Origin of the sequence: Paraniabella ginsengisoli (genome assembly GCF_022513635.1) — a bacterium.
GTDB lineage: Bacteria > Bacteroidota > Bacteroidia > Chitinophagales > Chitinophagaceae > Niabella > Niabella ginsengisoli.
In genome coordinates, this window is sequence record NZ_JAKWBL010000004.1 from 1,128,116 (window position 1) to 1,147,345 (window position 19,230).

The following is a 19,230-nucleotide window of genomic DNA, read 5'->3' on the forward strand; positions in this document are numbered from 1 at the left end:
ATGGGTAAAATATTTGATTAATTGTTGCCTTATATGTTTGAAAAAATATCTCCTAATTTTACACAACAGAAAATTATTAAACAGATTTAGATGCATAAACTATTTTACGTATTGAACGCTTTGTTTGCTTTAACCATTACAAATACTGTCTTTGCGCAGGATGAGGAAGTTAAAGTACGAAACGCAAATGAAGATCCTGAACCAATCGAAGAGAAAGGCTTTAAAAAACATAACTTATTTACCGGTGGTGGTGTTACTGCGTCATTTTTTACCGGAGGTTCTGTATTAGGTGCAAGCCCTGTGTTGGGCTATAAGCTCAACGATTATGTGGATGCTGGTGTGGTTTTAAATTACGTGTATAATGGTTCAAGAGATGTTGACGAATACAATGATAAGTATCGCCAACATGTATTTGGCCCCGGTGTTTTTGCCAGAGCTTTTCCTGTACCGTTTTTGTTTGTGCAGGCTCAGTTGGAGCATAATTTCACAAATGTAAATTATACTGGTTCGGGTTCGGCACGGCCTGATGAAAAATACAGGGCTGGTGCAACATCCTTATTGTTAGGTGGTGGACTTTCTACCGGTAGAACCAAAGGCAGCACTACTTTCTTTTATTTCTCGGTTTTGGCAGATGTGTTAAAAGATAGAAACAGCCCATATGTTGACGTTGATTTTGATCCGGATAATGGTGCCCAACGCATCAGGATTGTTCCTGTATTAAGAGCAGGTGTAAATATTGGGTTGTTTCAGAAAAGATATGGAGTGTATGATGATGAGTATTGAGAGGACGGCGGTTGGCAAGTTTAAAAGTTGATATGTTGAAAGGGGTATCAAGAGAGTTCCTGTTAAACCTATAATCACATAAATCATAGTTCAGACATGGGAGTTCTAAAACAATTAGCAGAATATTTATTTCTTAAAAAGAAAGATCCAGACAGGCCCAAAAGCAGTTGGGTTGGCTACATGCACAATATCAATCGCATTAGCCTTTTTCTTTTTATCATCTGCCTGATTATTTTGGCGATTAAATTATTGCGAAGCTGACGCGATAATAATTTCTGCCGCTTTTTCTGAAGCAGTTCCTTCTGCGCTTAGCTTATTTTTTAGCTGTTTATAATCTTCACTGATCTGCCGTTGCCTTTCCGGATCATTAAGCAATTGATCTAACTCTCTTGTAAGATTTTTTACATTCATTTCATTTTGAATCAGCTCCTTTACTACTTCTTTATCCATAATCAGGTTTACCAAAGAAATATATTTAATGCTGATCACTCTCTTCGCAATCTGGTAACTGATTTCAGAACCTTTATAACAAACTACTTCCGGCACACCAAAAAGTGCCGTTTCCAAAGTCGCCGTGCCCGATGTTACTAATGCCGCGCTCGATTGCATCAATAAATCATAAGTCCGGTTGTTTACAATACTTACATTAGGATATTGATTGGTAAATGTTTCGTAAAAAGACGTTTCTAATGAAGGTGCCTGCGCAACTGCAAATTGATAATCAGGAAAAGCTTTGCTTACTGCGAGCATTACCGGAAGTTTCTTTTCTATTTCCTGTTTACGGCTGCCTGGAAGCATTGCTATAACTGGCTTCTGATTGATTTCACCTTTCGAGTCTTTGATTAATAAATCGGTTATACTGTTTTGTTTTTTAGCAATTTCTTCTATCAGCGGATGCCCAACATAAGTCACATCCCAGTTCCATTTGTTCTTGAAATAATCTTTTTCAAAAGGTAATATCACAAGCATTTCATCAATGCATTGTTTCATCATTTTCACACGGTTTTCCTTCCAGGCCCAAACCTGAGGAGAAATATAATACACCACTTTTATGCCCTGCTCTTTGGCCCATTTGGCAATACGAAGATTAAAACCCGGATAATCTATCAACACCAAAACATCTGGTTTAAAATCTAAAATATTCTGCTTGCAATATTTTAAGTTTTTTAAAATCGTTCCCAGGTTTTTTACCACTTCAATAAAGCCCATAAAGGCAAGATCCCTGTAATGCTTTACCAGCTTCATCCCTGCGTCTTCCATTTTATCACCGCCCCAGCCGCGAATATCAGCGCCAGCATCTTTCTTTTTAATGGCTGCAATTAGATTGCCTCCATGCAAATCTCCGGACGCTTCGCCTGCTATTATGTAGTATTTCTTATTAATAAGTAAAGTTTTTATTATGTCATCTTTGAATAAAGGTGATCATCGTTGCGTCGCACTATTCAACACTTGTACATTGCTCATCCTATATAAACGATATTGAAGTTGATATGTTAACAAGAACTCTTCATCAATCTTTCAACTCGTCAACTACTGTTATGTTAAGCATAATATGACTGTCAGGCTGAGCTTGCCGAAGCCCCCGATCGATCATCTGGGCGAGCGTTCAACGCCCCTTCGACAAGCTCAGGGTGACATTGACACGCCAGTTTTTATTTAACATAACACTACTTTCTCACTCCGATTTCCGCATCGATTTCTTCACAATTTTCTTGATCGGTTTCTTAACACTACGATCAGTTTTATCTTTCCACTGCTTTTCGAGTTTTTTCTTTAAGGCATAATCTGTTAAATCAAACTCAACGGGAACAACACTTACATAGCTATTCGCAAGTGCCCATACATCACTGTCGCGTGCATTATCAAAGTTGATGAATTCACCCGTAAGCCAATAATATTTTTTACCACTGGGGTCTTTGCGTTCTAAAAAGCTCTCTTTATATTTGGCATAAGCCTGTTTGCAAATTTTATAGCCCTTAATTTCTGATAAGGGATAGTCGGGAATGTTTACATTGAGTAATACGTGTTTGGTCAATTTATCTTTTAACATTTTTTCAGTAACAAGACGTGCGTAATGTTGTGCTGCAGAAAAATCTGCATTTGCGCTATAACTCATTAAACTGAATCCTACAGCCGGGATGCTTTCAATTGCAGCTTCCATCGCCGCAGACATAGTGCCGGAATAAATAACATTAATGCTATGATTAGGCCCATGATTAATGCCACTTAAACACAGGTCTGGTTTACGATGTAATACTTTATCAACTGCAAGTTTAACGCAATCTACTGGTGTGCCGGAACAAGAGTAGGACTCTATTTCAGGAAATAAATCTGTTTTTTGTAATCTTAAAGGATGACCAATTGTTATCGCATGACCCATTCCAGATTGAGGTTTATCCGGGGCTACGATCACGATTTGCCCTAAATCTTTAACGGCCTCATACAATGCTTTTATACCCGGCGCTGTAATGCCATCATCATTAGTTATAAGAATAACCGGTTTGTCTTTCTTTGCTTTTGCCATAGTAGCAAATGTAAGTTATAAGTCGGGAAGTCTGAAACCGGGAAGACAGTAAGTTTATATGTTGATAAGGTAGTTTGCCCTTGTTAATTTTTCAACATACTAGCCTATTAACTTATTCTCAACCCCAATTCCTAATAATTTGATAAAATGAAAAATATAGCAACCACTTGGAAATAATCTTTCGTCTATAAACAAAGCGCTTCTAAATTATTAATACAGTCAAAAACTTAGAACCATGAAGAAGTTTATTATTGCCGCAGTGATTATCGCAAGTTTCGGTTTCGCCCAAAATGCAATGGCACAGGTTAGTGTCAATATAAATATTGGAAGCCAACCCGCCTGGGGCCCGGTAGGATATGATTATGCCCGTTACTATTATTTACCTGAGGCCAATGCATATTACGATGTTAGCGCCGCGAGGTTTATGTATTTGCAAAGAAATCGATGGGTAACAGCGAGACAATTACCATCATCTTATGGAAGGATCAATTTATATAATACGCATAAAGTTGTAGTAAACAGAAGCTATGCACCGTATAGAGATAATAGAAGGGATGTAATGAATTACGGAAGATACAGGAGTTCGCATAATCAGGTAGTCATTCGTGACAGCAGGGATTATAGATATTATGAAAGCAGGTATCATCCTAATCATAAAGAATGGAAGGGAAGAGGACATGATAAGCATGATCGGGATCACGATCGCGGAAGAAGAGGTCGCAGGTAATGAATAAATGTTTTGATTTAAGTTAAAGCCATCCTAAGAGGGCTTTTTATTTTTTGCAATATGAATAATTTATTTTTACTTTGTTATTCAAAGCGCTTTTTATGAATGAGAATGTAAAAGATGATTTGCAACATATCAGGAAGATGATGGAACAGTCTTCCCGGTTTATTTCACTAAGCGGATTATCGGGTGTAATAGCCGGGATTATTGCACTTTTAGGAGCTGGGGCTGCTTATTTTATTTATGATGCGGATGGCAGCAATTACTTTGATGGACGTCCTGAGATATACAATCCCGAAATGATTTTAAAGTTGTTTGTTTTAGCGATCATTGTGTTAGTTGCCGCAGTGGGAGCCGGAATATTTTTTACAGTAAGAAAAAGCAGGAGAAAGGGCTTGAAAATTTGGACAAGTACAACACGTCATCTTCTGATGGCTTTAGGCGTGCCATTGATAGCGGGCGGCTTATTTTGCGTAGCATCTTTATATCAATATTATTTTATAATAATCGCACCTGCAACGCTTGTGTTCTACGGCTTGGCGTTAGTGAATGCAGCCAAATACACTTATTCTGATATTCAGAATTTAGGGTATTGTGAAATTTTGCTGGGAATTATTGTATTATTCCTGCCGGGTTATGGGTTATTGTTTTGGGCTGTAGGTTTTGGTCTTTTGCATATTATCTATGGTCTTGTAATGTATCGGAAGTATGAATAGCGTGAAATTGATTATTAATAATGAGCCTGATTAATCAGTTAAATAAAGATTTCGAAAGTAGGGTGCGGCTGGGTATTATGTCTGTGCTGGTGGTAAATACGTGGGTTGAATTTTTGGAGATGAAAGAACATTTGCAAGTGACTGATGGTAATCTGGCCAGTCATATTAATGCTTTGGAACAGAAAAAATATATTGAAGTGAAAAAGGAATTTGTCGGTAAAAAACAAAAACATCTTATAAAGTTACGAAGCCTGGAAGGCAGGCTTTTGAAGCGCATATTAATGCCCTGGAAAAACTGTTAAAAGGATAAAAATTTTTTGTTTAATTGCTTTGTAACACAAAGCGCTTTCTAAAATATACAATATGGAACATACACAATCAAACACAAAAATGCCGCAAAGCTTTTTCGAAAGAAACAAAACCATCATCAAAGGTTTTCTTATTGGCTTTTTAATACTACTCATGCTTATTCCAGCAATGCTGCTGCAAGGTTTGGTACGGGAAAGGGAACAGCGCCAAAGCGAAGTCATTCATGAAATCAGTTCTAAATGGGCTTCGGCTCAAACCATTGTTGGTCCTGTTTTAATGATACCGTATAAAGAGTTTAGTAAAACCAAAGATGGCCAACGCCTCGAAGCTGTAAAGAATATTTTTCTATTGCCCGGCACGTTAAAGGTTAACGGATCATTGTTGCCTGAAGTACGTCATAGAAGTTTGTATGATGTAACGCTTTATAGATCTTCTGTAAAACTCAGTGGCGAGTTTAGCGATAAAGATTTGAAGTTGCTGCAATTGGTACGTGAAAACATAATGTGGAATGAAGCCAAACTCGTTTTAGGTTTAGATGATGCCAGAGGATTGGAAGAGGCTGTTACGCTGAAATGGAATACGAGCGCTATCTCAATGGATGCCGGCATTCCGTCTAACAATATTGTTAACGAAGGCCTTGGTTCTGCCATCGCTTTTAAGCCTGAATCTACAAATCAATTTGAAATTGAGCTTAAACTGAAAGGTTCAGAAAGTCTATATTTTACACCAGTAGGCAAAACATCCTTTGTAGATATTTCTTCTAAATGGAAACATCCGGCTTTTGACGGCCAGTATTTACCTACTGCTCATACCGTTTTGGACAGCGGTTTTTCGGCACAATGGAAAGTGTTGCAAGTGTCACGAAACTATCCACAGGCCTGGATTAGCGGCGAATACAATTTGAAAAATTCAGCCTTTGGTGTTCGCCTTGTTCAACCTACCGATAACTATGCGAAAACAGAACGTTCGGTAAAGTATGCCATACTATTTATCGCACTTACATTTACAGTTTTCTTTTTTCTGGAGATCTTTCAAAAAAGCAAATACATCCGCTGCAATATTTGCTGGTTGGTTTTTCATTGTGCGTTTTTTATACGTTGCTTCTTTCCATTTCAGAATATCTTGGCTTCAACCCGGCTTACTTTATAGCGGCTTCAGCAACCGTAATACTAATAGGCTTATATGTTTGGAGCATTTTTAAAAAGGAAAAGTGGCGCTTGGATTTACAACAGCGCTTGGAGGCTTATATGCTTACATCTTCATATTGATACAACTTCAGGATTACGCTTTGTTATTTGGCAGCATAGGCTTGTTTGTTATCATAGCAATATTGATGTATTTCTCAAGAAAAATTGATTGGTATGGAATTTCGCAAGGTTAGTTGAAAAGTTAATAAGTTGATATGGATGCATCTCCCTGTCAACTTATCAACATTTTAACCAGTCAACCCAGTTCTACTGCACCACTTTATTAGCACAGCTCGAACTTGCAAATGCTTCTGGTTTTGCTTTAAACGAAAAGCCCATTCCGGTAATGTAGCCAATGGCTTCTTTAAGTGCAGTGTTACTTTTGTAAAGCGGACTTGTGTTAATGTCTACATGAACTTCCATGTCAACATTGTGATTGGTAAATACACTGCTTAAATGATAAGCAATTTCAATGCTTTTGGAAACTTCAGTCATCATGCGTTGCTTAATGCTCATTTTTTCGCGTGTGGTTTCATTGTTTAAAAACATAAAACCGCCACGCCCTTTTCGAACAAATACGATGACTGTTGCAAATTCTGTTTGAGAGCCTTTAACCTGGCTGTCGGTGCCAATACACACTTTCAGCGTATGGCCTAATTCTTTTTCTCGGAGTATGGCGCCCTGCACCTCATCTTCAATGTAGCTTTTGAGGTACTCGCCCGTCAACTTCCTCCATTGTTTTGTTTGATATTGCATGGGAATTAGCGTTTCACAACATTATTTTTTATATAGACATAATACAAAAAAACTTATGCACAGTATGTGAATGAAGCCTGGTTCTTATGTTTATTATTCTAAGTTATGAAAGCTGTGCTATAATCGAAGTTTAATTTATTGTTATTTGAATTTGATTTATATAATATTAAAATAAAGTTGTTTGTTGTCCCGGCCTTTTAAAACTGCTAAGATTAAGGCCGCTACGGCCTTCGTTCATGTTATATAATTTTCCGTATTTGGCATATTGCTGTGCTACTATTTCTGCAATGCTACCTTCGCCACGCATGCGCAGTCCCCACCGGCTATCATTTACTTTTCCGTTGTGGCTTTGTTCTATCAAATGCCAGATCTTATCAGCACGGTCTGGAAAATTTTTGTACAGCCAGTCGTGAAATAAAAGTTTGATAGCACCATTAAGCCTGATAAAAGTGTATGCTGTAAACGTAGCACCCGCGTCAGATGCGGCTTTCATGATGCGTTGCATTTCATGATCATTTAGTCCGGGAATCATAGGTCCCATCATGATGCCCATTGTTACACCAGCTTTGCTTAGTTCTTCAATTACTTTTAAACGCTGCAACGCTGTAGTGGTGCGCGGTTCCATCACACGGCGCAAGTCTTCATTAAAGGATGTGATCGAAACCATCGCTCTTACAAGGTTTTTTCCTGCCATTTCCTGCAATACATCTTTGTCATTTAGTATACATGAATTTTTTGTAAGTATGCCAACAGGCTGATTAAACTCATTACATACTTCCAGCAATCCACGCGTCAACCTGTATTTTCTTTCGGCTGGTTGATAACAGTCTGTATTGCCACTTAACATGATGGGCATTACTTCCCATTTGGGATGCATCAATTGTTTGCGCAACAATTGCGGTGCGTTTTTCTTTACAATGATCTTTCTCTCAAAATCAAGCCCGGCACTGTAACCCCAGTATTCATGCACGTTTCGGGCATAGCAATAGATACAGCCATGTTCGCAGCCTGCATAAGCATTCATACTATAAGCCATGCCAACATCCGGGCTATCTACTTTATTCACAATTGTCTTTGCTTCTTGTTCTATATAGTTTGTAGATGAATTCGGTTCGTCCCAGTCATCAATTCCTTCAATATGTTCTTTTACCTTTTGGTTTTTTAAAAACCTGTTTGGTGTGTTAATTTGAGCCCCGCGGCCTTGAAGATATTGTTGTTGTTCTTCTTTTTTGAAATAGCAACTTTAAAGTGATCCTGTTTCAATTTCTTTTCCATGATTAGTATGATGATTGGGTTTAACTCCCTCACCTTTAGGAGAGGGTTGGGGTGAGGTCAAAAGAGCGCTGATTGCGAAGCATGGATATTTAAATTTTGAAATTCAAATCTTTCCACTAAGTCATAACGTTTCGCATCTTCTTCCTTACGAAGTAAAATCATTGAGCTGGCGATGAATCTTCCTGAAAAGCTTTTATTGCTGTACTCCAACCAGCCCTGTTCATATTGCCATGGCTTAAGCCTGCGTGCTACAGTTATATGCGGTTCTAAAATAAAATGAGGTTTATTGTCTTTGTCGAGCTTCATATGACTTTGCAATTGCGTTCTGATATTTTTTACAAGGGTTTGGATGGCTGTTTTGGAAACAACATTGATGAATATGGTGTGAGAAGGGAAAGATCCATAGTCGTTTAAATCGATAGCGATTGGTGACATTTGGATGGCTACATTGCGTATCCTTTGACAGATACGCGATTCAAAGCTTGTATACTGTGCGTATTTAACAAGCGTGAGATGAGGTTTGCCCTTTAGGGCTTCAGGAGCTTTGTATTTGTCGTAAAATGTTTGCTTTACCTCACGTATAGCATCGCTAAGGTCTTTGCGGGGTTCAATTAATAATAGGTATTCAGCAACGCCGGTGTTTGAATGGTGTTTGAAGAAAGCATAAAATTTATTTACTAATATAATTAGTACAATATTACTAAATATATTAGTATTTCTGTAAAATTTTTACACTTCAGTAAAAAATGATACTTGATGACAATATGTTATTGAAAAACAAGTGAGAATTTAGAAAGAGAGGCTTGCTTAGTTAGCTTTAGATGGTACGATCATTTCAAACTCCGGGATAAGTACTTGAAATTTTTTATGGAGGTCAAGGTTTTCCATTTCATATACGCCTTTCATTTTACCCATGTCGGTGCTAAGATTGCAGCCACTCATATATTGATAGCTTTCTCCGGCTTGTAATACAGGCTGCACACCAACCACACCTTCGCCCTCTACCTCTCTGTATACGCCATTACTGTCAAAAATATTCCAGTGGCGTCGCAATAGTTTAACAGGGTGAGCATTGTAATTTTCAAGCGTAATGCGATAAGCAAACATATATTCGTTTTGCAGCGGGTTACTGTATTCTGGTTGATAGAAAACCTCAACATTAACCATTATGCCTGCTGATATCATGCTGCTCATGAAAGTGCGTTTTCGTAAAAATACTTAATTAAAATATCAATGGAAAATCCGTGCCAGGATTTATTTCTTAACCGCCACTTTTTTTACGTTTTTATATCCGTTTTTCAGAAACCATTGTAGCAATTTGTCACGATGATCGCCCTGGATAATGATTTCCCCATCTTTTGCAGAGCCGCCTGTACCACAAAAAGATTTTAATTTTTTTGAAAGATCTTCCAAATCTTTATCAATACCGATGAAACCGAGAATAACCGTGGCTGTTTTACCACCACGTTGCTTTGTTTCGAGCTGTAGGCGTAAACGCTGTTCAGCCGGTGTAAGCGTTACCGATTCGCTTGCACCGTCATCTGGCTTAAAATCAGGATTAGTGCTGCAAACAAATGGGCTGCTTGATTTATTTTTAGACATGGTGGGTTTAGTTGAATAGTTGATTAGTTGAATGGTTGGAAAGTTCAAAAGGAAACGTTCTTCAAACTTTAAACCTGAAAAACAAACAGATGAAAAATTATAATTGAATGGCCTCTAGTTTTTCAAAAGCGGAGGCAGAGCGGTTTTTAAAATATTCCATTGAATATTTCTATCTACCCGAAAGTATTCATGAATCAATACATTTCTAAACGCAATGAGTTTGTGCCATTCTATATTCGTGTGATTATTGATAAAGTCGGTTGATAAGTTTCGTGCAGCTTCTCCAACAATTTCAAAACAACGGTCAGTAGCAAGCTGTGTCTTTAAATCATTTTTGAACATTTCAAGTTTCAGACCTTCGGAAAAGTGTATTGCAAGCTGTATGTTTTGTATAATATCGGCTAACAGTATGAAGTCAGAACGTTTAGGCATACATCACCTCATTTTTAATTTCGTTCCAATATAAATCGGGTATGGCGTTTCGGCTTACAACATCAACCTTGTACCCTGAAAATATATTTTTCAAATCTGAAGCCAAATCAAAACATTCCCAGCCTATATCACCATTTAACTCAACCAATATATCAATATCACTATCAGCTTTATTTTCGTTGCGCGCATAGGATCCAAACACACCCAATCTTGCTATTGGGTATTGCGTTGCATTATGTTTGTAGCTGCTTAAGGCAGTAATAATTTGTTGTCGTTGCACGGAGTAAAGATACTTTAAATATTCTTTACAGCACCGCTTTCAGGCTTAAATCTAAACTTCTTGCCTGATGTATTAAACCGCCTACGCTTACATAATCTACGCCTGTGGCAGCATAACTTTCAATAGTACCTAAATTAATGCCACCGCTTGCTTCTGTTTCAAACTTACCATCGAGCAATTGTAGCGCTTCTGTTATCTGAGCCGGCGTATAATTATCAAGCATTACACGGAAAACTTTTCCTACACCGATTTCCAATACTTTTTTGACATCTTCAATACTTCTGGTTTCTACCTCAATTTTAATATCCAGTTGATTTTGCTGAACATAATCGTATGCTTTGTTGATGGCATTTTCAATACCGCCTGCATAATCAATATGATTGTCCTTAAGCATGATCATATCATATAAACCAAACCTGTGATTGACGCCGCCGCCAATACGCACGGCTTCTTTTTCTAACAGTCGAAAATTGGGCGTTGTTTTACGGGTATCAAGCAGGCGGGTTTTATAACCTTTTAATTTATCGGTGTATTGACGGGTTAATGTGGCAATGCCGCTCATGCGCTGCATGCAGTTTAGCACCAGCCTTTCGCATTGTAAGATGGTATGTTCGTGAGCGGCCACTTCAAAAGCTTTTTCACCCGCGTACATGGGTTCGCCATCATTTTTAAATGCCTCAAAACTGCAGCCCGGCTCTTTATATTCAAAAATGGCTTTTGCCACATCAACACCGGCTAAAATACCATCCTGCTTAATTTTTAAAACAGCACGCCCCTCTTCTTCACTGCTAATGCTTGAAAGTGTCGAATGATCGCCACTGCCAATATCCTCTTTCAGCGCTTCGTCTATTAAATGTTGTAGCTTTTGTTGAAACTCGTTATTCATTGTTGAATGTGGTTGAGAAATTAGCTAATGTGATGATGTGATAATGGTTTGAAGTTTGAAAGTTCAAGGTTTCACGTTTACGCAAGTAAATCTGTGTACATCGTATATTTATAAATATTGTTAAACAAATAAATCCTATAAATCATGATTCAGACATAATCGAAGAATATATAAGATGATCCATGTACTACTGATGAATGGAGCGTCGCAATTCTGTTGAATCATATTTATTGCTGGTTCAAAAAATTAATTGTGTAAAAATAAAAAGCCTCCCGTTACGAGAGGCATTTTGCTATAACAAATATTTATTTTATTCAATCAATTGAAAGCGTAATTCTTTAATTACTTCTTTGCCACCTTCTTTTTCATAAAAATATTTACACGAAAATTACCTCCCGCAGTACTCAATGTGCCAATTGCATATTGCCCGTTTGGAGAATTTCCTTTGTGTTTTACATCGAATCCTTTAACGGCATTTTTGGCGAAAAAACTCTTAATGGCAGTCAGCGCTTCCGCCTTGTCATAATTGTTGCTTTTGTCCATTATAGTAAGCGAAAAACTTTGGCCGGCATTATTCGTTATTTGCGCCGCATCGCCTTTTTTATTCCGGCAACAACGCCATCAATATTTTGAGCGTATAACGCGGATGTAATGAAAATAGAAGCGGTGACGAGCGCGATACCAATTAACTTTTTCATTCCTGTTTGTTTTTATTTATTCAAAAGTGCTAAAAATATGCCAAATCGAACATTCTGTTAAGATATCATTCTTTACCTTTACGGGTATCAAAAAGTTTGATTAAATATATTAATTCACTGATAATCAATAGTCAAAAAAAATGTCGTTACAACAAAAGAAAGCTATTTTATATATAATGGACGGTTGGGGTTTAGGAAAAGTTGCATCTGCTGATGCTATACAGAACTCTAACACACCGTTTACCAAATCTTTATATGGAAAATATCCGCATACAACCTTAATTACTTTTGGCGAACAGGTTGGTTTGCCTGAAGGACAAATGGGTAATTCGGAAGTGGGCCACCTTAATTTAGGTGCCGGGCGCATTGTTTACCAGGAATTGCAAAGAATTAATGTGGCGATCAGAACTGGTGAATTGGCAAAAAATCCAGAACTGATCAGAACGCTCGATTCTGCAAAGGCAAATAATAAACCGATGCATTTGATGGGATTGGTAAGCGATGGCGGTGTCCACTCACATATCAACCACCTAAAGGCATTGCTTGATATTTGCAAAGATGCGGGCGTAAAGGAGGTATATATTCATGCTTTTACCGATGGCCGTGATACGGATCCGAAAAGTGGCTTACACTTTATAGAAGATCTGCAAAATCATATTGACAAAATAGGTCTTGGTAAAATAGCAACAGTAAGTGGTCGTTATTATGCAATGGATCGTGATAAAAGATGGGAACGTGTGTACAAGGCTTATGATGTTTTGGTAAATGGCGTAGGCGATACGGCGGCAACTGCGGTTGACGCGGTGAAACAGAGCTATGAAGAAAATATCACAGATGAATTTATTAATCCGACCGTAATAGTTGATGCTCAAAATAAACCTGTTGCCACTATAAAAGAAGGCGATCATGTGTTATGTTTCAATTTCCGTACAGATCGTTGTCGTGAAATAACCGAAGTGTTGACACAGGCTGATAATTCAGATTTTAACATGAAACGTTTGAATCTTGATTATACAACTATGACGGTTTACGATCACAAATACACAGCAGTGTATTCTATTTTCAGAAATGAAGACCTTACAAACACATTAGGCGAAGTTGTTGCCACGAATGGGTTGAAGCAGATACGCATTGCAGAAACAGAAAAATATCCGCACGTTACTTTCTTTTTCAATGGTGGCCGCGAGTTGCCTTTTGAAGGAGAGAACAGGATTTTAAAACCTTCACCAAAAGTTGCAACTTACGACCTGCAGCCCGAAATGAGTGCCAATGAACTTACTGAAGCATTACTGCCTGAAATTAAAAATCAATCAGCCGATTTTATTTGCCTGAACTTTGCAAATGCAGATATGGTGGGCCATACAGGCGTTTTTTCTGCGGCCATTAAAGCGGTTGAAACGGTTGATCATTGTGTAGAGCGTGTTGTAACAGAAGCATTGGCGCAGGATTATGTGGTGTTTCTGACGGCGGATCATGGCAACTCCGACTTTATGATCAATGATGACGGAAGTCCCAATACCGCCCATACATTGAACCTGGTGCCATTGTTCATTATTGATAATAATTGGAACGGTACTATTAAAGAAGGGAAACTGGGCGATATAGCCCCAACAATACTCAGCTTTATGAAATTGCCGATACCTGCGCAAATGACTGGCGAAGTATTGGTAGATAAAGCAACAATTGCATAAGAATGATGCTGCCAGCAGTTGAATATATGGCGTCGAAATTGCTACGCTCAGTTCAATTGTGTTGCATTTGGCATCCTGCATAAACGGATATAAGCCTTCGAAGTTTTAAAAACCTCGAAGGTTTTATTTTTTGTATTCCTCTTTAAGTAACGAATAAAGTATCAGGTCGAGAAATGCTTCGTTCACTCGTTCGGCTTGTCGTAAAGTTCCTTCCTTTGTAAATCCAAGTTTTTCAGGGATAGCGCTGCTCCGTTTATTACCTGTCGCTGCTTTGATTTCTAACCGATTTAGTTTCAGTTCTTCAAAACCAAACTCCATGATTCTTTTAACAGCTTTGGTCATGATTCCTTTGCCCTGCGCATCTGACGCTAACCAATAACCAATATTTGCGGATCTGTTTGTTTTATTAATAAAACTAAGGCCCACACGACCGATGAGATTGTTGTTCTCAAAGATGTTGAAACTATATTCCAGACCTTGCGCATTAAGCGTTTCGCAGTTTTGCAGGTAATTACTAAAATCGGCAACTGATTTCATATCAGGTACCCACGGAAGAAAAACGGAAAGATGTGTTCTGTTAGCATCGACGGCAGCAAATAGCTGTTCTGCATGGCTCGCATGGCTTAATAATAACTTTAGGTTTTCATCAATTTGTAAAATCATACTGATAAATATAAAAAATGAACCCGGCAACTTTCGTATAGCGCCGGGTTCATTTATAAAATATTTTTATTGTCTATTTATTGGATTTTATAAGTGTGTGTTTGTTCATGCACATTGCCATATTTATCCTGTACTTTCACATAAATGGTATGTTCTCCCGGCGATAGTCTTTTATTCACCGCGGCAGACCAAATGTGCTCTGAAGCCACAGGTGCTGAAGGCCTGCGCCCTTCTAACAGCGTTTTAGTATCATCCCATTTTGTAACTAATTTCAAATAACTATAATCAAATGTCGGCTCATATTTCATGTCACTCCATTTGCCATTGTCTATTTTGTATTGCACTTTATCGCTTTCTGAGCCCATAAAGAAATTAGCATAAAATGGTGCGCCGCCTCTGCTATTGTGTTCAACTATATTAGGCGCATAAATTTTTATCTGGTAGTTGCTGTCTTTCCCTGCAACTTTATAACGAAGCTTATAATCGTTATTACTGATTTGCAAAAATGCATAACCGCGTGGTGTGCCGTCTCTCATCGTTCCGTCAGGAATACCTGCTGCATTAAGTTCACCAGAGTACCAGTCCCCGGAGGTTGTACCAACATTATATTCATGCAATGCCGAGTTTTTGCCATGCCAGCCGTCTGTTGCTTTATAATATATCTGCTTTTGAAAATGGGTGTGAGCTGATAGTAGCAGACAATTATCAAAATCTTTCAACAGATCAAAAAAGCTTGTCTGTCTTCCAATCTGATAGCATCACCACCTTCATTAGAAAAAGGTATGTGGAAAGACACAACGACTAGTTTGTTTTTATCAACCTGTGCCAGATCGTTTTTTATAAATTCAATTTGATCAGCTCTTAAGCCGCCCCAGTAGCCTTGTCCATCGCGCGGGTCCGGATATAAAATATTGTCCAGGATAATAAAATGCGTATTAGCATAATTCCACGAAAAATTATTCGGGCCAAAGTTTTTCTCAAATGTTTCGTCTGATAATGAGTCAGTCTTTACATCATAATTCATATCATGATTGCCCATTACATTATACCAGGAAAGGTTTAGCTTGGTCATGATTTCCTTGTAAGGTGTGTGCAGGCTTAAATCGTCGCCTACAATATCACCAAGGCTAATACCAAACTTGACTTGTTTAGTGGTATTTACATCATCAACAATGCTTTTTGCAAAATAGCTCAGTTCCTGTTCGTTATATGGCTGCGGATCGCCAAACACAAGTACCGAAAAATTGGTTGGCTCATCCTGTTTGTACAAGGCAAAATTAAGATCTTTTGAAAGCGGTGCTGTTGGGCTAACACCTTGGTGTTTTAAAGACGCTGGCGAACCTTGCGGTTTGTGGATATAGTAAAATTCAGGCAGGTTATATTTGTTATTTTTGAAATGGTAACCTGTAGGTTTTACAACAAAAATGATGTTGTCATTACCCACCGAAAGCTCATAATGGCCCTTTGCGTCAGTTACCGCAACATCTTTTCCGTTTGATACTGAAACACCTGACAGTCCGGCTTCTTTTTTGTCGAACTGAGCATTGTTGTTTTCATCTAAATAAATATAACCAGATAATTTGCTTTGGGCGGCGGCTGCTAAACAATATAACAATGATGCTGTTAGTAAAAGATGCTTTAACATGATGAATTATTTTTAGTTGCTGTTGATATGGATTGTAATTTTAGCGTGGAATTGCGGCAAAAGTATAAGCCTACTATTAACCCTATATTAAATTTAAACAAGTGGCTTATAATTTAATTATGACGGAAGATTAATATGAACCAGGAAGATTTCTCTAAAATAGCGCCCACGATACCATTGCAACCAGGTATTTATAAATACTTTGATGCAACGGATAAGATCATTTATGTAGGGAAGGCCAAAAGTTTAAGGAAGCGCGTAAGCTCTTATTTCAATAAAACATTTACTAATTATAAAACCCATGAGCTGGTTCAACGGATCGACAGAATTGAGTTTGCAATTGTAAATAGTGAACAGGATGCTTTCTTTTTGGAGAACTCGCTTATAAAGCAATTTCAGCCTCGTTATAATATTAATTTAAAAGATGATAAAAGCTATCCTTACATTGTAATCAAAAATGAAAACTTTCCACGTGTTTATTTAACACGACAGCCGGTTAATGATGGTTCTGAATACCTGGGCCCGTACACTTCAGTGTTTCGGGTAAGAGAGTTGCTGGAATTTATCAGAAGGGCGATTCCGTTGCGTACTTGTGGACTCAATCTTACAAAGAATAATATTGAAAAAGGTAAGTTTAAAGTGTGCCTTGAATATCACTTAGGTAATTGTAAAGGACCTTGCGAAAATTACCAATCTAAAGAAGATTATGATGACAATATTCGTCAGGTAAGGGATTTGCTAAAAGGGAATTTGTCGCCGGTAATCCGTCATTTTAAAGAAGAAATGAAAACCTTTGCAGCCGCTCTTCAATTTGAAAAAGCTGAATATATTAGAAAGAAAATTGAATACCTGGAAGATTACTATCAATCCAGATCAGTTGTGACAGGTATGAAAGGAGGCGATAAGGACGTGTTCAGTATTATAAAAGAAAAAGACATTGCTTATGTAAATTATTTAATGGTTCGAAGTGGTACCATTGTACAAACGCAGACGAATAAAGTAGAGACGCATTTAGACGAACCTGTGGAAGAAATATTGGTATATGCTATTCAGCATCTTCGTAGCACTTTTAACAGCGACGCAGTTGAAATAGTTGTTCCTTTTCCAATAGACTATCCCGAAGAAAATACAGAAGTGATTGTTCCTAAAGGCGGCGATCGTAAAAAACTGATCGAGCTTTCTGAAAAAAATGCCGGGTATTTTATCGAAGAAATAAAGAACAAAGAAAGATTAAAGATTAACCGGAACGTAGATCAGGTAAAGATTTTAGAGCAATTACAAACTGATTTGCAATTGCAGGATTTGCCCGTACATATTGAATGTTTTGATAACTCCAATTTCCAGGGAAGCTATCCGGTAAGTGCGATGGTTTGTTTCAAAAACGGGGTGCCAAGCAAAAAAGATTACAGGCATTTTAACGTGAAAACGGTTGAAGGTATTAATGATTTTGCCTCGATGAAAGAAGCCGTGTACCGGCGTTACAAGCGATTGAAGGAAGAACAGGAAGATTTTCCGCAACTGGTTATTATTGATGGGGGAAAGGGACAATTAAGTGCTGCAATGGAAGCCATTGAAGAGTTGGAGTTACACGGAATGATCACATTAGTGGGACTTGCAAAAAATATTGAAGAATTATTTTTTACCGGCGATCAGGAATCTTTAAAACTTCCATATAACGGCAGCAGTTTAAAATTTATACGTTTTATACGCGACCAGGTGCATCGTTTTGGGATTACTTTTCACCGCCAAAAAAGAAGCAAGGGCACATTTAAGAATGAGTTGGAAGATATCAAAGGTATTGGCAAATCTACTGCTGATCAGCTTTTGCAGCAATTTCGTTCCGTTAAAAATATCCGGGAAAAAACTTTGCAGGAGATATCGGCGTTGTTGGTAATGCTAAAGCAAAAGTAGTTTGGGATTATTTTAATAAGAATTGATGATTTACTTTAGTTTTCATATTTAAATATACCTTCAATCTCTTTCCAATATTTGGGTAAATCTTTTTTCCTTTCTCTGTGTAGAAACAATAGAAGTGAATAAAACCCCGGTCTTTTTTTGAAGAAATAACGCTTTTAAATATTTGTATTTCCCTTTATAATATTCGGTTTCTTTAAGATGGATTGGGAAACTAATTGCAGTATCGGCATTGAATTTAAACTTCGCATCATCTTGCGAATAGTAATTCACATACACCTTCCAATTAAAATTCGCATTCTCTCCTTTTATTGACGCATCTTTATCTAATGCGAGTAAAATCTTTGCTCTAATTTGACCGCAATGCTGATTATTCAAATTGCCAATCTGCATTCCTGGAAATGTCCTCTTTAGGGAGATAGAGTCTACTACTGTATGAGTTTTGTACACCGGAATAAATGCCATAAATTCCTCGTCTGCTGAATGCAACTGATTACCTGCACAACTTAATATTGAGTTTAATTTTGGATTGTTTTTGAAACATTCTACACCAGGCACTTCTTTAAAAAGATCGCTTTTTTTGTAGACAAGCCGCATTGATGCAAGTATATTTTGATGGTATTTTGGCATCCATCTGCTTGTGTCAATGGGTAGCTCTCTCCCCAGGCTATCTACAAGAGTTATTTTAACATGCTGAGAATATACTAAGCTTGAGGAGATTAAGGCGAGTGTAAAAAGAAGAGTACGCATAAATTTATTGGATAAAGCTACATTGTAGCGAATAGATCTACTATGTTATATACCGGCTTTTTACATGAGTAATTCTCACATAAAAAAATCGATAAAGACTCATCCGAAAATTTATTTTTCAACAATGGAAATTGGTCATTCCCTTCTTTTGCAGCCATAATAACAGAATGTGATGAGGGTTGTTGCAGTAATTCTTTAAAAGCAGTTTCGTAGTCGCCAATCAACACAATTTCTTTTGTTCCGGTTATTTGCTGATAAAAGCAGGATAACCATACGCCAAATGAAGTGGGGTATTTTACCGCAACCGTACTCAAGCCATTTATCATGTTATATGAACGTTCTTTCCATTCGGTATTGTCAAATAAAAGCCCAAGCTCCATCAGGTTTTGGGC

At 37.7% G+C, this 19,230-nt stretch carries 25 protein-coding genes; 9 read left to right on the plus strand and 16 right to left on the minus strand.

Features of this window, described 5'->3' with window-relative positions; genetic code table 11:
• The first annotated feature begins 90 nt into the window (after positions 1-90).
• Together MKP09_RS23440 and MKP09_RS27665 are read left to right on the plus strand one after the other, a co-directional pair.
• Positions 91-783: a hypothetical protein gene (locus tag MKP09_RS23440; RefSeq protein WP_240832992.1), complete on the plus strand. Its 693-nt coding sequence runs from the start codon at positions 91-93 to the stop codon at positions 781-783.
• Between the two features lie 96 nt (positions 784-879).
• A complete protein-coding gene (locus tag MKP09_RS27665; RefSeq protein ID WP_317235422.1) occupies positions 880-1,044 on the plus strand; it encodes a DUF6728 family protein in 165 nt (54 codons plus the stop codon).
• On the opposite strand, the gene lpxB is transcribed toward MKP09_RS27665, so the two are convergent.
• Both lpxB and surE read right to left on the minus strand, forming a co-directional pair.
• The gene (lpxB, locus tag MKP09_RS23445; protein ID WP_240832993.1) at positions 1,030-2,121 is read right to left on the minus strand and encodes a lipid-A-disaccharide synthase; all 1,092 of its coding nucleotides are present in this window, start codon (positions 2,119-2,121) and stop codon (positions 1,030-1,032) included. The two genes, MKP09_RS27665 and lpxB, sit on opposite strands and share 15 nt — an antisense overlap.
• Before the next feature lie 337 nt (positions 2,122-2,458).
• A complete protein-coding gene (surE, locus tag MKP09_RS23450; protein ID WP_240832994.1) occupies positions 2,459-3,307 on the minus strand; it encodes a 5'/3'-nucleotidase SurE in 849 nt (282 codons plus the stop codon).
• Between the two features lie 235 nt (positions 3,308-3,542).
• Between surE and MKP09_RS23455 the strand changes: the two genes are divergently transcribed.
• The 5 genes from MKP09_RS23455 to MKP09_RS27005 all read left to right on the plus strand — a co-directional run bounded on the left by MKP09_RS23455 (position 3,543) and on the right by MKP09_RS27005 (position 6,440).
• Positions 3,543-4,034 (plus strand): hypothetical protein, encoded by a 492-nt coding sequence (locus MKP09_RS23455; protein WP_240832996.1) that lies wholly within the window; start codon positions 3,543-3,545, stop codon positions 4,032-4,034.
• A gap of 101 nt (positions 4,035-4,135) precedes the next feature.
• A complete protein-coding gene (locus MKP09_RS23460) occupies positions 4,136-4,750 on the plus strand; it encodes a hypothetical protein (protein ID WP_240832998.1) in 615 nt (204 codons plus the stop codon).
• Between the two features lie 20 nt (positions 4,751-4,770).
• Positions 4,771-5,052 carry a transcriptional regulator gene (locus MKP09_RS23465; RefSeq protein WP_240833000.1) on the plus strand — a complete coding sequence of 94 codons (282 nt, stop codon included), beginning with the start codon at positions 4,771-4,773 and terminating at the stop codon, positions 5,050-5,052.
• 61 nt (positions 5,053-5,113) lie between these two features.
• Positions 5,114-6,208 (plus strand): cell envelope integrity protein CreD, encoded by a 1,095-nt coding sequence (gene creD, locus MKP09_RS23470; protein WP_262915593.1) that lies wholly within the window; start codon positions 5,114-5,116, stop codon positions 6,206-6,208.
• A 61-nt stretch (positions 6,209-6,269) separates the two neighbouring features.
• Complete coding sequence (locus tag MKP09_RS27005) at positions 6,270-6,440, plus strand: inner membrane CreD family protein (protein ID WP_262915594.1); 171 nt, start codon at positions 6,270-6,272, stop codon at positions 6,438-6,440.
• 73 nt (positions 6,441-6,513) lie between these two features.
• Here the strand turns inward: MKP09_RS27005 and MKP09_RS23475 are convergent, their stop codons facing one another.
• The 9 genes from MKP09_RS23475 to MKP09_RS23515 form a co-directional block, all read right to left on the minus strand.
• Positions 6,514-7,002 (minus strand): ribonuclease H-like YkuK family protein, encoded by a 489-nt coding sequence (locus tag MKP09_RS23475; RefSeq protein WP_240833002.1) that lies wholly within the window; start codon positions 7,000-7,002, stop codon positions 6,514-6,516.
• 166 nt (positions 7,003-7,168) lie between these two features.
• Positions 7,169-8,188, minus strand: a complete 1,020-nt coding sequence (locus MKP09_RS23480) for a PA0069 family radical SAM protein (RefSeq protein ID WP_240833373.1) — start codon at positions 8,186-8,188, stop codon at positions 7,169-7,171.
• Positions 8,189-8,334: 146 nt separating this feature from the next.
• Positions 8,335-8,985, minus strand: coding sequence for a 2'-5' RNA ligase family protein (locus MKP09_RS23485; RefSeq protein WP_317235481.1), 651 nt, complete (start codon positions 8,983-8,985; stop codon positions 8,335-8,337).
• A gap of 99 nt (positions 8,986-9,084) precedes the next feature.
• Entirely contained in the window at positions 9,085-9,471 is a 387-nt protein-coding gene (gene apaG / locus MKP09_RS23490; protein WP_240833004.1) for a Co2+/Mg2+ efflux protein ApaG, read from the minus strand.
• A 60-nt stretch (positions 9,472-9,531) separates the two neighbouring features.
• The gene (locus MKP09_RS23495; protein WP_240833006.1) at positions 9,532-9,879 is read right to left on the minus strand and encodes a translation initiation factor; all 348 of its coding nucleotides are present in this window, start codon (positions 9,877-9,879) and stop codon (positions 9,532-9,534) included.
• 114 nt (positions 9,880-9,993) lie between these two features.
• Entirely contained in the window at positions 9,994-10,311 is a 318-nt protein-coding gene (locus MKP09_RS23500) for a HepT-like ribonuclease domain-containing protein (RefSeq protein ID WP_240833008.1), read from the minus strand.
• Positions 10,304-10,591, minus strand: a complete 288-nt coding sequence (locus MKP09_RS23505; protein WP_240833010.1) for a nucleotidyltransferase family protein — start codon at positions 10,589-10,591, stop codon at positions 10,304-10,306. The genes MKP09_RS23500 and MKP09_RS23505 overlap by 8 nt, the downstream gene beginning before the upstream one ends.
• Positions 10,592-10,616: 25 nt before the next feature.
• Entirely contained in the window at positions 10,617-11,477 is an 861-nt protein-coding gene (nadC, locus tag MKP09_RS23510; RefSeq protein ID WP_240833012.1) for a carboxylating nicotinate-nucleotide diphosphorylase, read from the minus strand.
• 342 nt (positions 11,478-11,819) lie between these two features.
• Positions 11,820-12,020, minus strand: coding sequence for a DUF4783 domain-containing protein (locus tag MKP09_RS23515; RefSeq protein WP_240833014.1), 201 nt, complete (start codon positions 12,018-12,020; stop codon positions 11,820-11,822).
• Between the two features lie 295 nt (positions 12,021-12,315).
• Here MKP09_RS23515 and gpmI point away from each other — a divergent pair, with 295 nt between their 5' ends.
• Complete coding sequence (gene gpmI / locus MKP09_RS23520; protein ID WP_240833016.1) at positions 12,316-13,866, plus strand: 2,3-bisphosphoglycerate-independent phosphoglycerate mutase; 1,551 nt, start codon at positions 12,316-12,318, stop codon at positions 13,864-13,866.
• Positions 13,867-13,989: 123 nt separating this feature from the next.
• Here gpmI and MKP09_RS23525 read toward each other — a convergent pair whose 3' ends face one another.
• The 3 genes from MKP09_RS23525 to MKP09_RS23535 form a co-directional block, all read right to left on the minus strand.
• The gene (locus tag MKP09_RS23525; protein WP_240833018.1) at positions 13,990-14,529 is read right to left on the minus strand and encodes a GNAT family N-acetyltransferase; all 540 of its coding nucleotides are present in this window, start codon (positions 14,527-14,529) and stop codon (positions 13,990-13,992) included.
• Positions 14,530-14,606: 77 nt separating this feature from the next.
• Complete coding sequence (locus MKP09_RS23530; protein WP_240833020.1) at positions 14,607-15,248, minus strand: calcineurin-like phosphoesterase C-terminal domain-containing protein; 642 nt, start codon at positions 15,246-15,248, stop codon at positions 14,607-14,609.
• Complete coding sequence (locus MKP09_RS23535; RefSeq protein ID WP_240833023.1) at positions 15,245-16,174, minus strand: metallophosphoesterase N-terminal domain-containing protein; 930 nt, start codon at positions 16,172-16,174, stop codon at positions 15,245-15,247. Before MKP09_RS23535 ends, MKP09_RS23530 begins: the two co-directional genes overlap by 4 nt.
• A 135-nt stretch (positions 16,175-16,309) precedes the next feature.
• Here MKP09_RS23535 and uvrC point away from each other — a divergent pair, with 135 nt between their 5' ends.
• Positions 16,310-18,085 carry an excinuclease ABC subunit UvrC gene (gene uvrC, locus MKP09_RS23540; protein WP_240833025.1) on the plus strand — a complete coding sequence of 592 codons (1,776 nt, stop codon included), beginning with the start codon at positions 16,310-16,312 and terminating at the stop codon, positions 18,083-18,085.
• 60 nt (positions 18,086-18,145) lie between these two features.
• On the opposite strand, the gene MKP09_RS23545 is transcribed toward uvrC, so the two are convergent.
• Positions 18,146-18,838, minus strand: a complete 693-nt coding sequence (locus tag MKP09_RS23545; protein WP_240833026.1) for a hypothetical protein — start codon at positions 18,836-18,838, stop codon at positions 18,146-18,148.
• Between the two features lie 17 nt (positions 18,839-18,855).
• Positions 18,856-19,218, minus strand: coding sequence for a hypothetical protein (locus tag MKP09_RS23550; RefSeq protein ID WP_240833027.1), 363 nt, complete (start codon positions 19,216-19,218; stop codon positions 18,856-18,858).
• Positions 19,219-19,230: the final 12 nt, after the last annotated feature.

Excerpts from the sequence above, each read along its gene's own strand:
- MKP09_RS23515 (WP_240833014.1), bottom strand. The coding sequence starts at position 12,020 with ATGGACAAAAGCAACAATTATGACAAGGCGGAAGCGCTGACTGCCATT.
- MKP09_RS23455 (WP_240832996.1), top strand. The coding sequence starts at position 3,543 with ATGAAGAAGTTTATTATTGCCGCAGTGATTATCGCAAGTTTCGGTTTC.
- apaG (WP_240833004.1), bottom strand. The coding sequence starts at position 9,471 with ATGAGCAGCATGATATCAGCAGGCATAATGGTTAATGTTGAGGTTTTC.
- MKP09_RS23460 (WP_240832998.1), top strand. The coding sequence starts at position 4,136 with ATGAATGAGAATGTAAAAGATGATTTGCAACATATCAGGAAGATGATG.
- MKP09_RS23535 (WP_240833023.1), bottom strand. The coding sequence starts at position 16,174 with ATGTTAAAGCATCTTTTACTAACAGCATCATTGTTATATTGTTTAGCA.
- MKP09_RS23475 (WP_240833002.1), bottom strand. The coding sequence starts at position 7,002 with ATGCAATATCAAACAAAACAATGGAGGAAGTTGACGGGCGAGTACCTC.
- creD (WP_262915593.1), top strand. The coding sequence starts at position 5,114 with ATGGAACATACACAATCAAACACAAAAATGCCGCAAAGCTTTTTCGAA.
- MKP09_RS23545 (WP_240833026.1), bottom strand. The coding sequence starts at position 18,838 with ATGCGTACTCTTCTTTTTACACTCGCCTTAATCTCCTCAAGCTTAGTA.
- MKP09_RS23495 (WP_240833006.1), bottom strand. The coding sequence starts at position 9,879 with ATGTCTAAAAATAAATCAAGCAGCCCATTTGTTTGCAGCACTAATCCT.
- MKP09_RS27665 (WP_317235422.1), top strand. The coding sequence starts at position 880 with ATGGGAGTTCTAAAACAATTAGCAGAATATTTATTTCTTAAAAAGAAA.
- MKP09_RS23465 (WP_240833000.1), top strand. The coding sequence starts at position 4,771 with ATGAGCCTGATTAATCAGTTAAATAAAGATTTCGAAAGTAGGGTGCGG.
- surE (WP_240832994.1), bottom strand. The coding sequence starts at position 3,307 with ATGGCAAAAGCAAAGAAAGACAAACCGGTTATTCTTATAACTAATGAT.
- gpmI (WP_240833016.1), top strand. The coding sequence starts at position 12,316 with ATGTCGTTACAACAAAAGAAAGCTATTTTATATATAATGGACGGTTGG.
- MKP09_RS23440 (WP_240832992.1), top strand. The coding sequence starts at position 91 with ATGCATAAACTATTTTACGTATTGAACGCTTTGTTTGCTTTAACCATT.
- MKP09_RS23550 (WP_240833027.1), bottom strand. The coding sequence starts at position 19,218 with ATGGAGCTTGGGCTTTTATTTGACAATACCGAATGGAAAGAACGTTCA.
- uvrC (WP_240833025.1), top strand. The coding sequence starts at position 16,310 with ATGAACCAGGAAGATTTCTCTAAAATAGCGCCCACGATACCATTGCAA.
- nadC (WP_240833012.1), bottom strand. The coding sequence starts at position 11,477 with ATGAATAACGAGTTTCAACAAAAGCTACAACATTTAATAGACGAAGCG.
- MKP09_RS23500 (WP_240833008.1), bottom strand. The coding sequence starts at position 10,311 with ATGCCTAAACGTTCTGACTTCATACTGTTAGCCGATATTATACAAAAC.
- MKP09_RS23525 (WP_240833018.1), bottom strand. The coding sequence starts at position 14,529 with ATGATTTTACAAATTGATGAAAACCTAAAGTTATTATTAAGCCATGCG.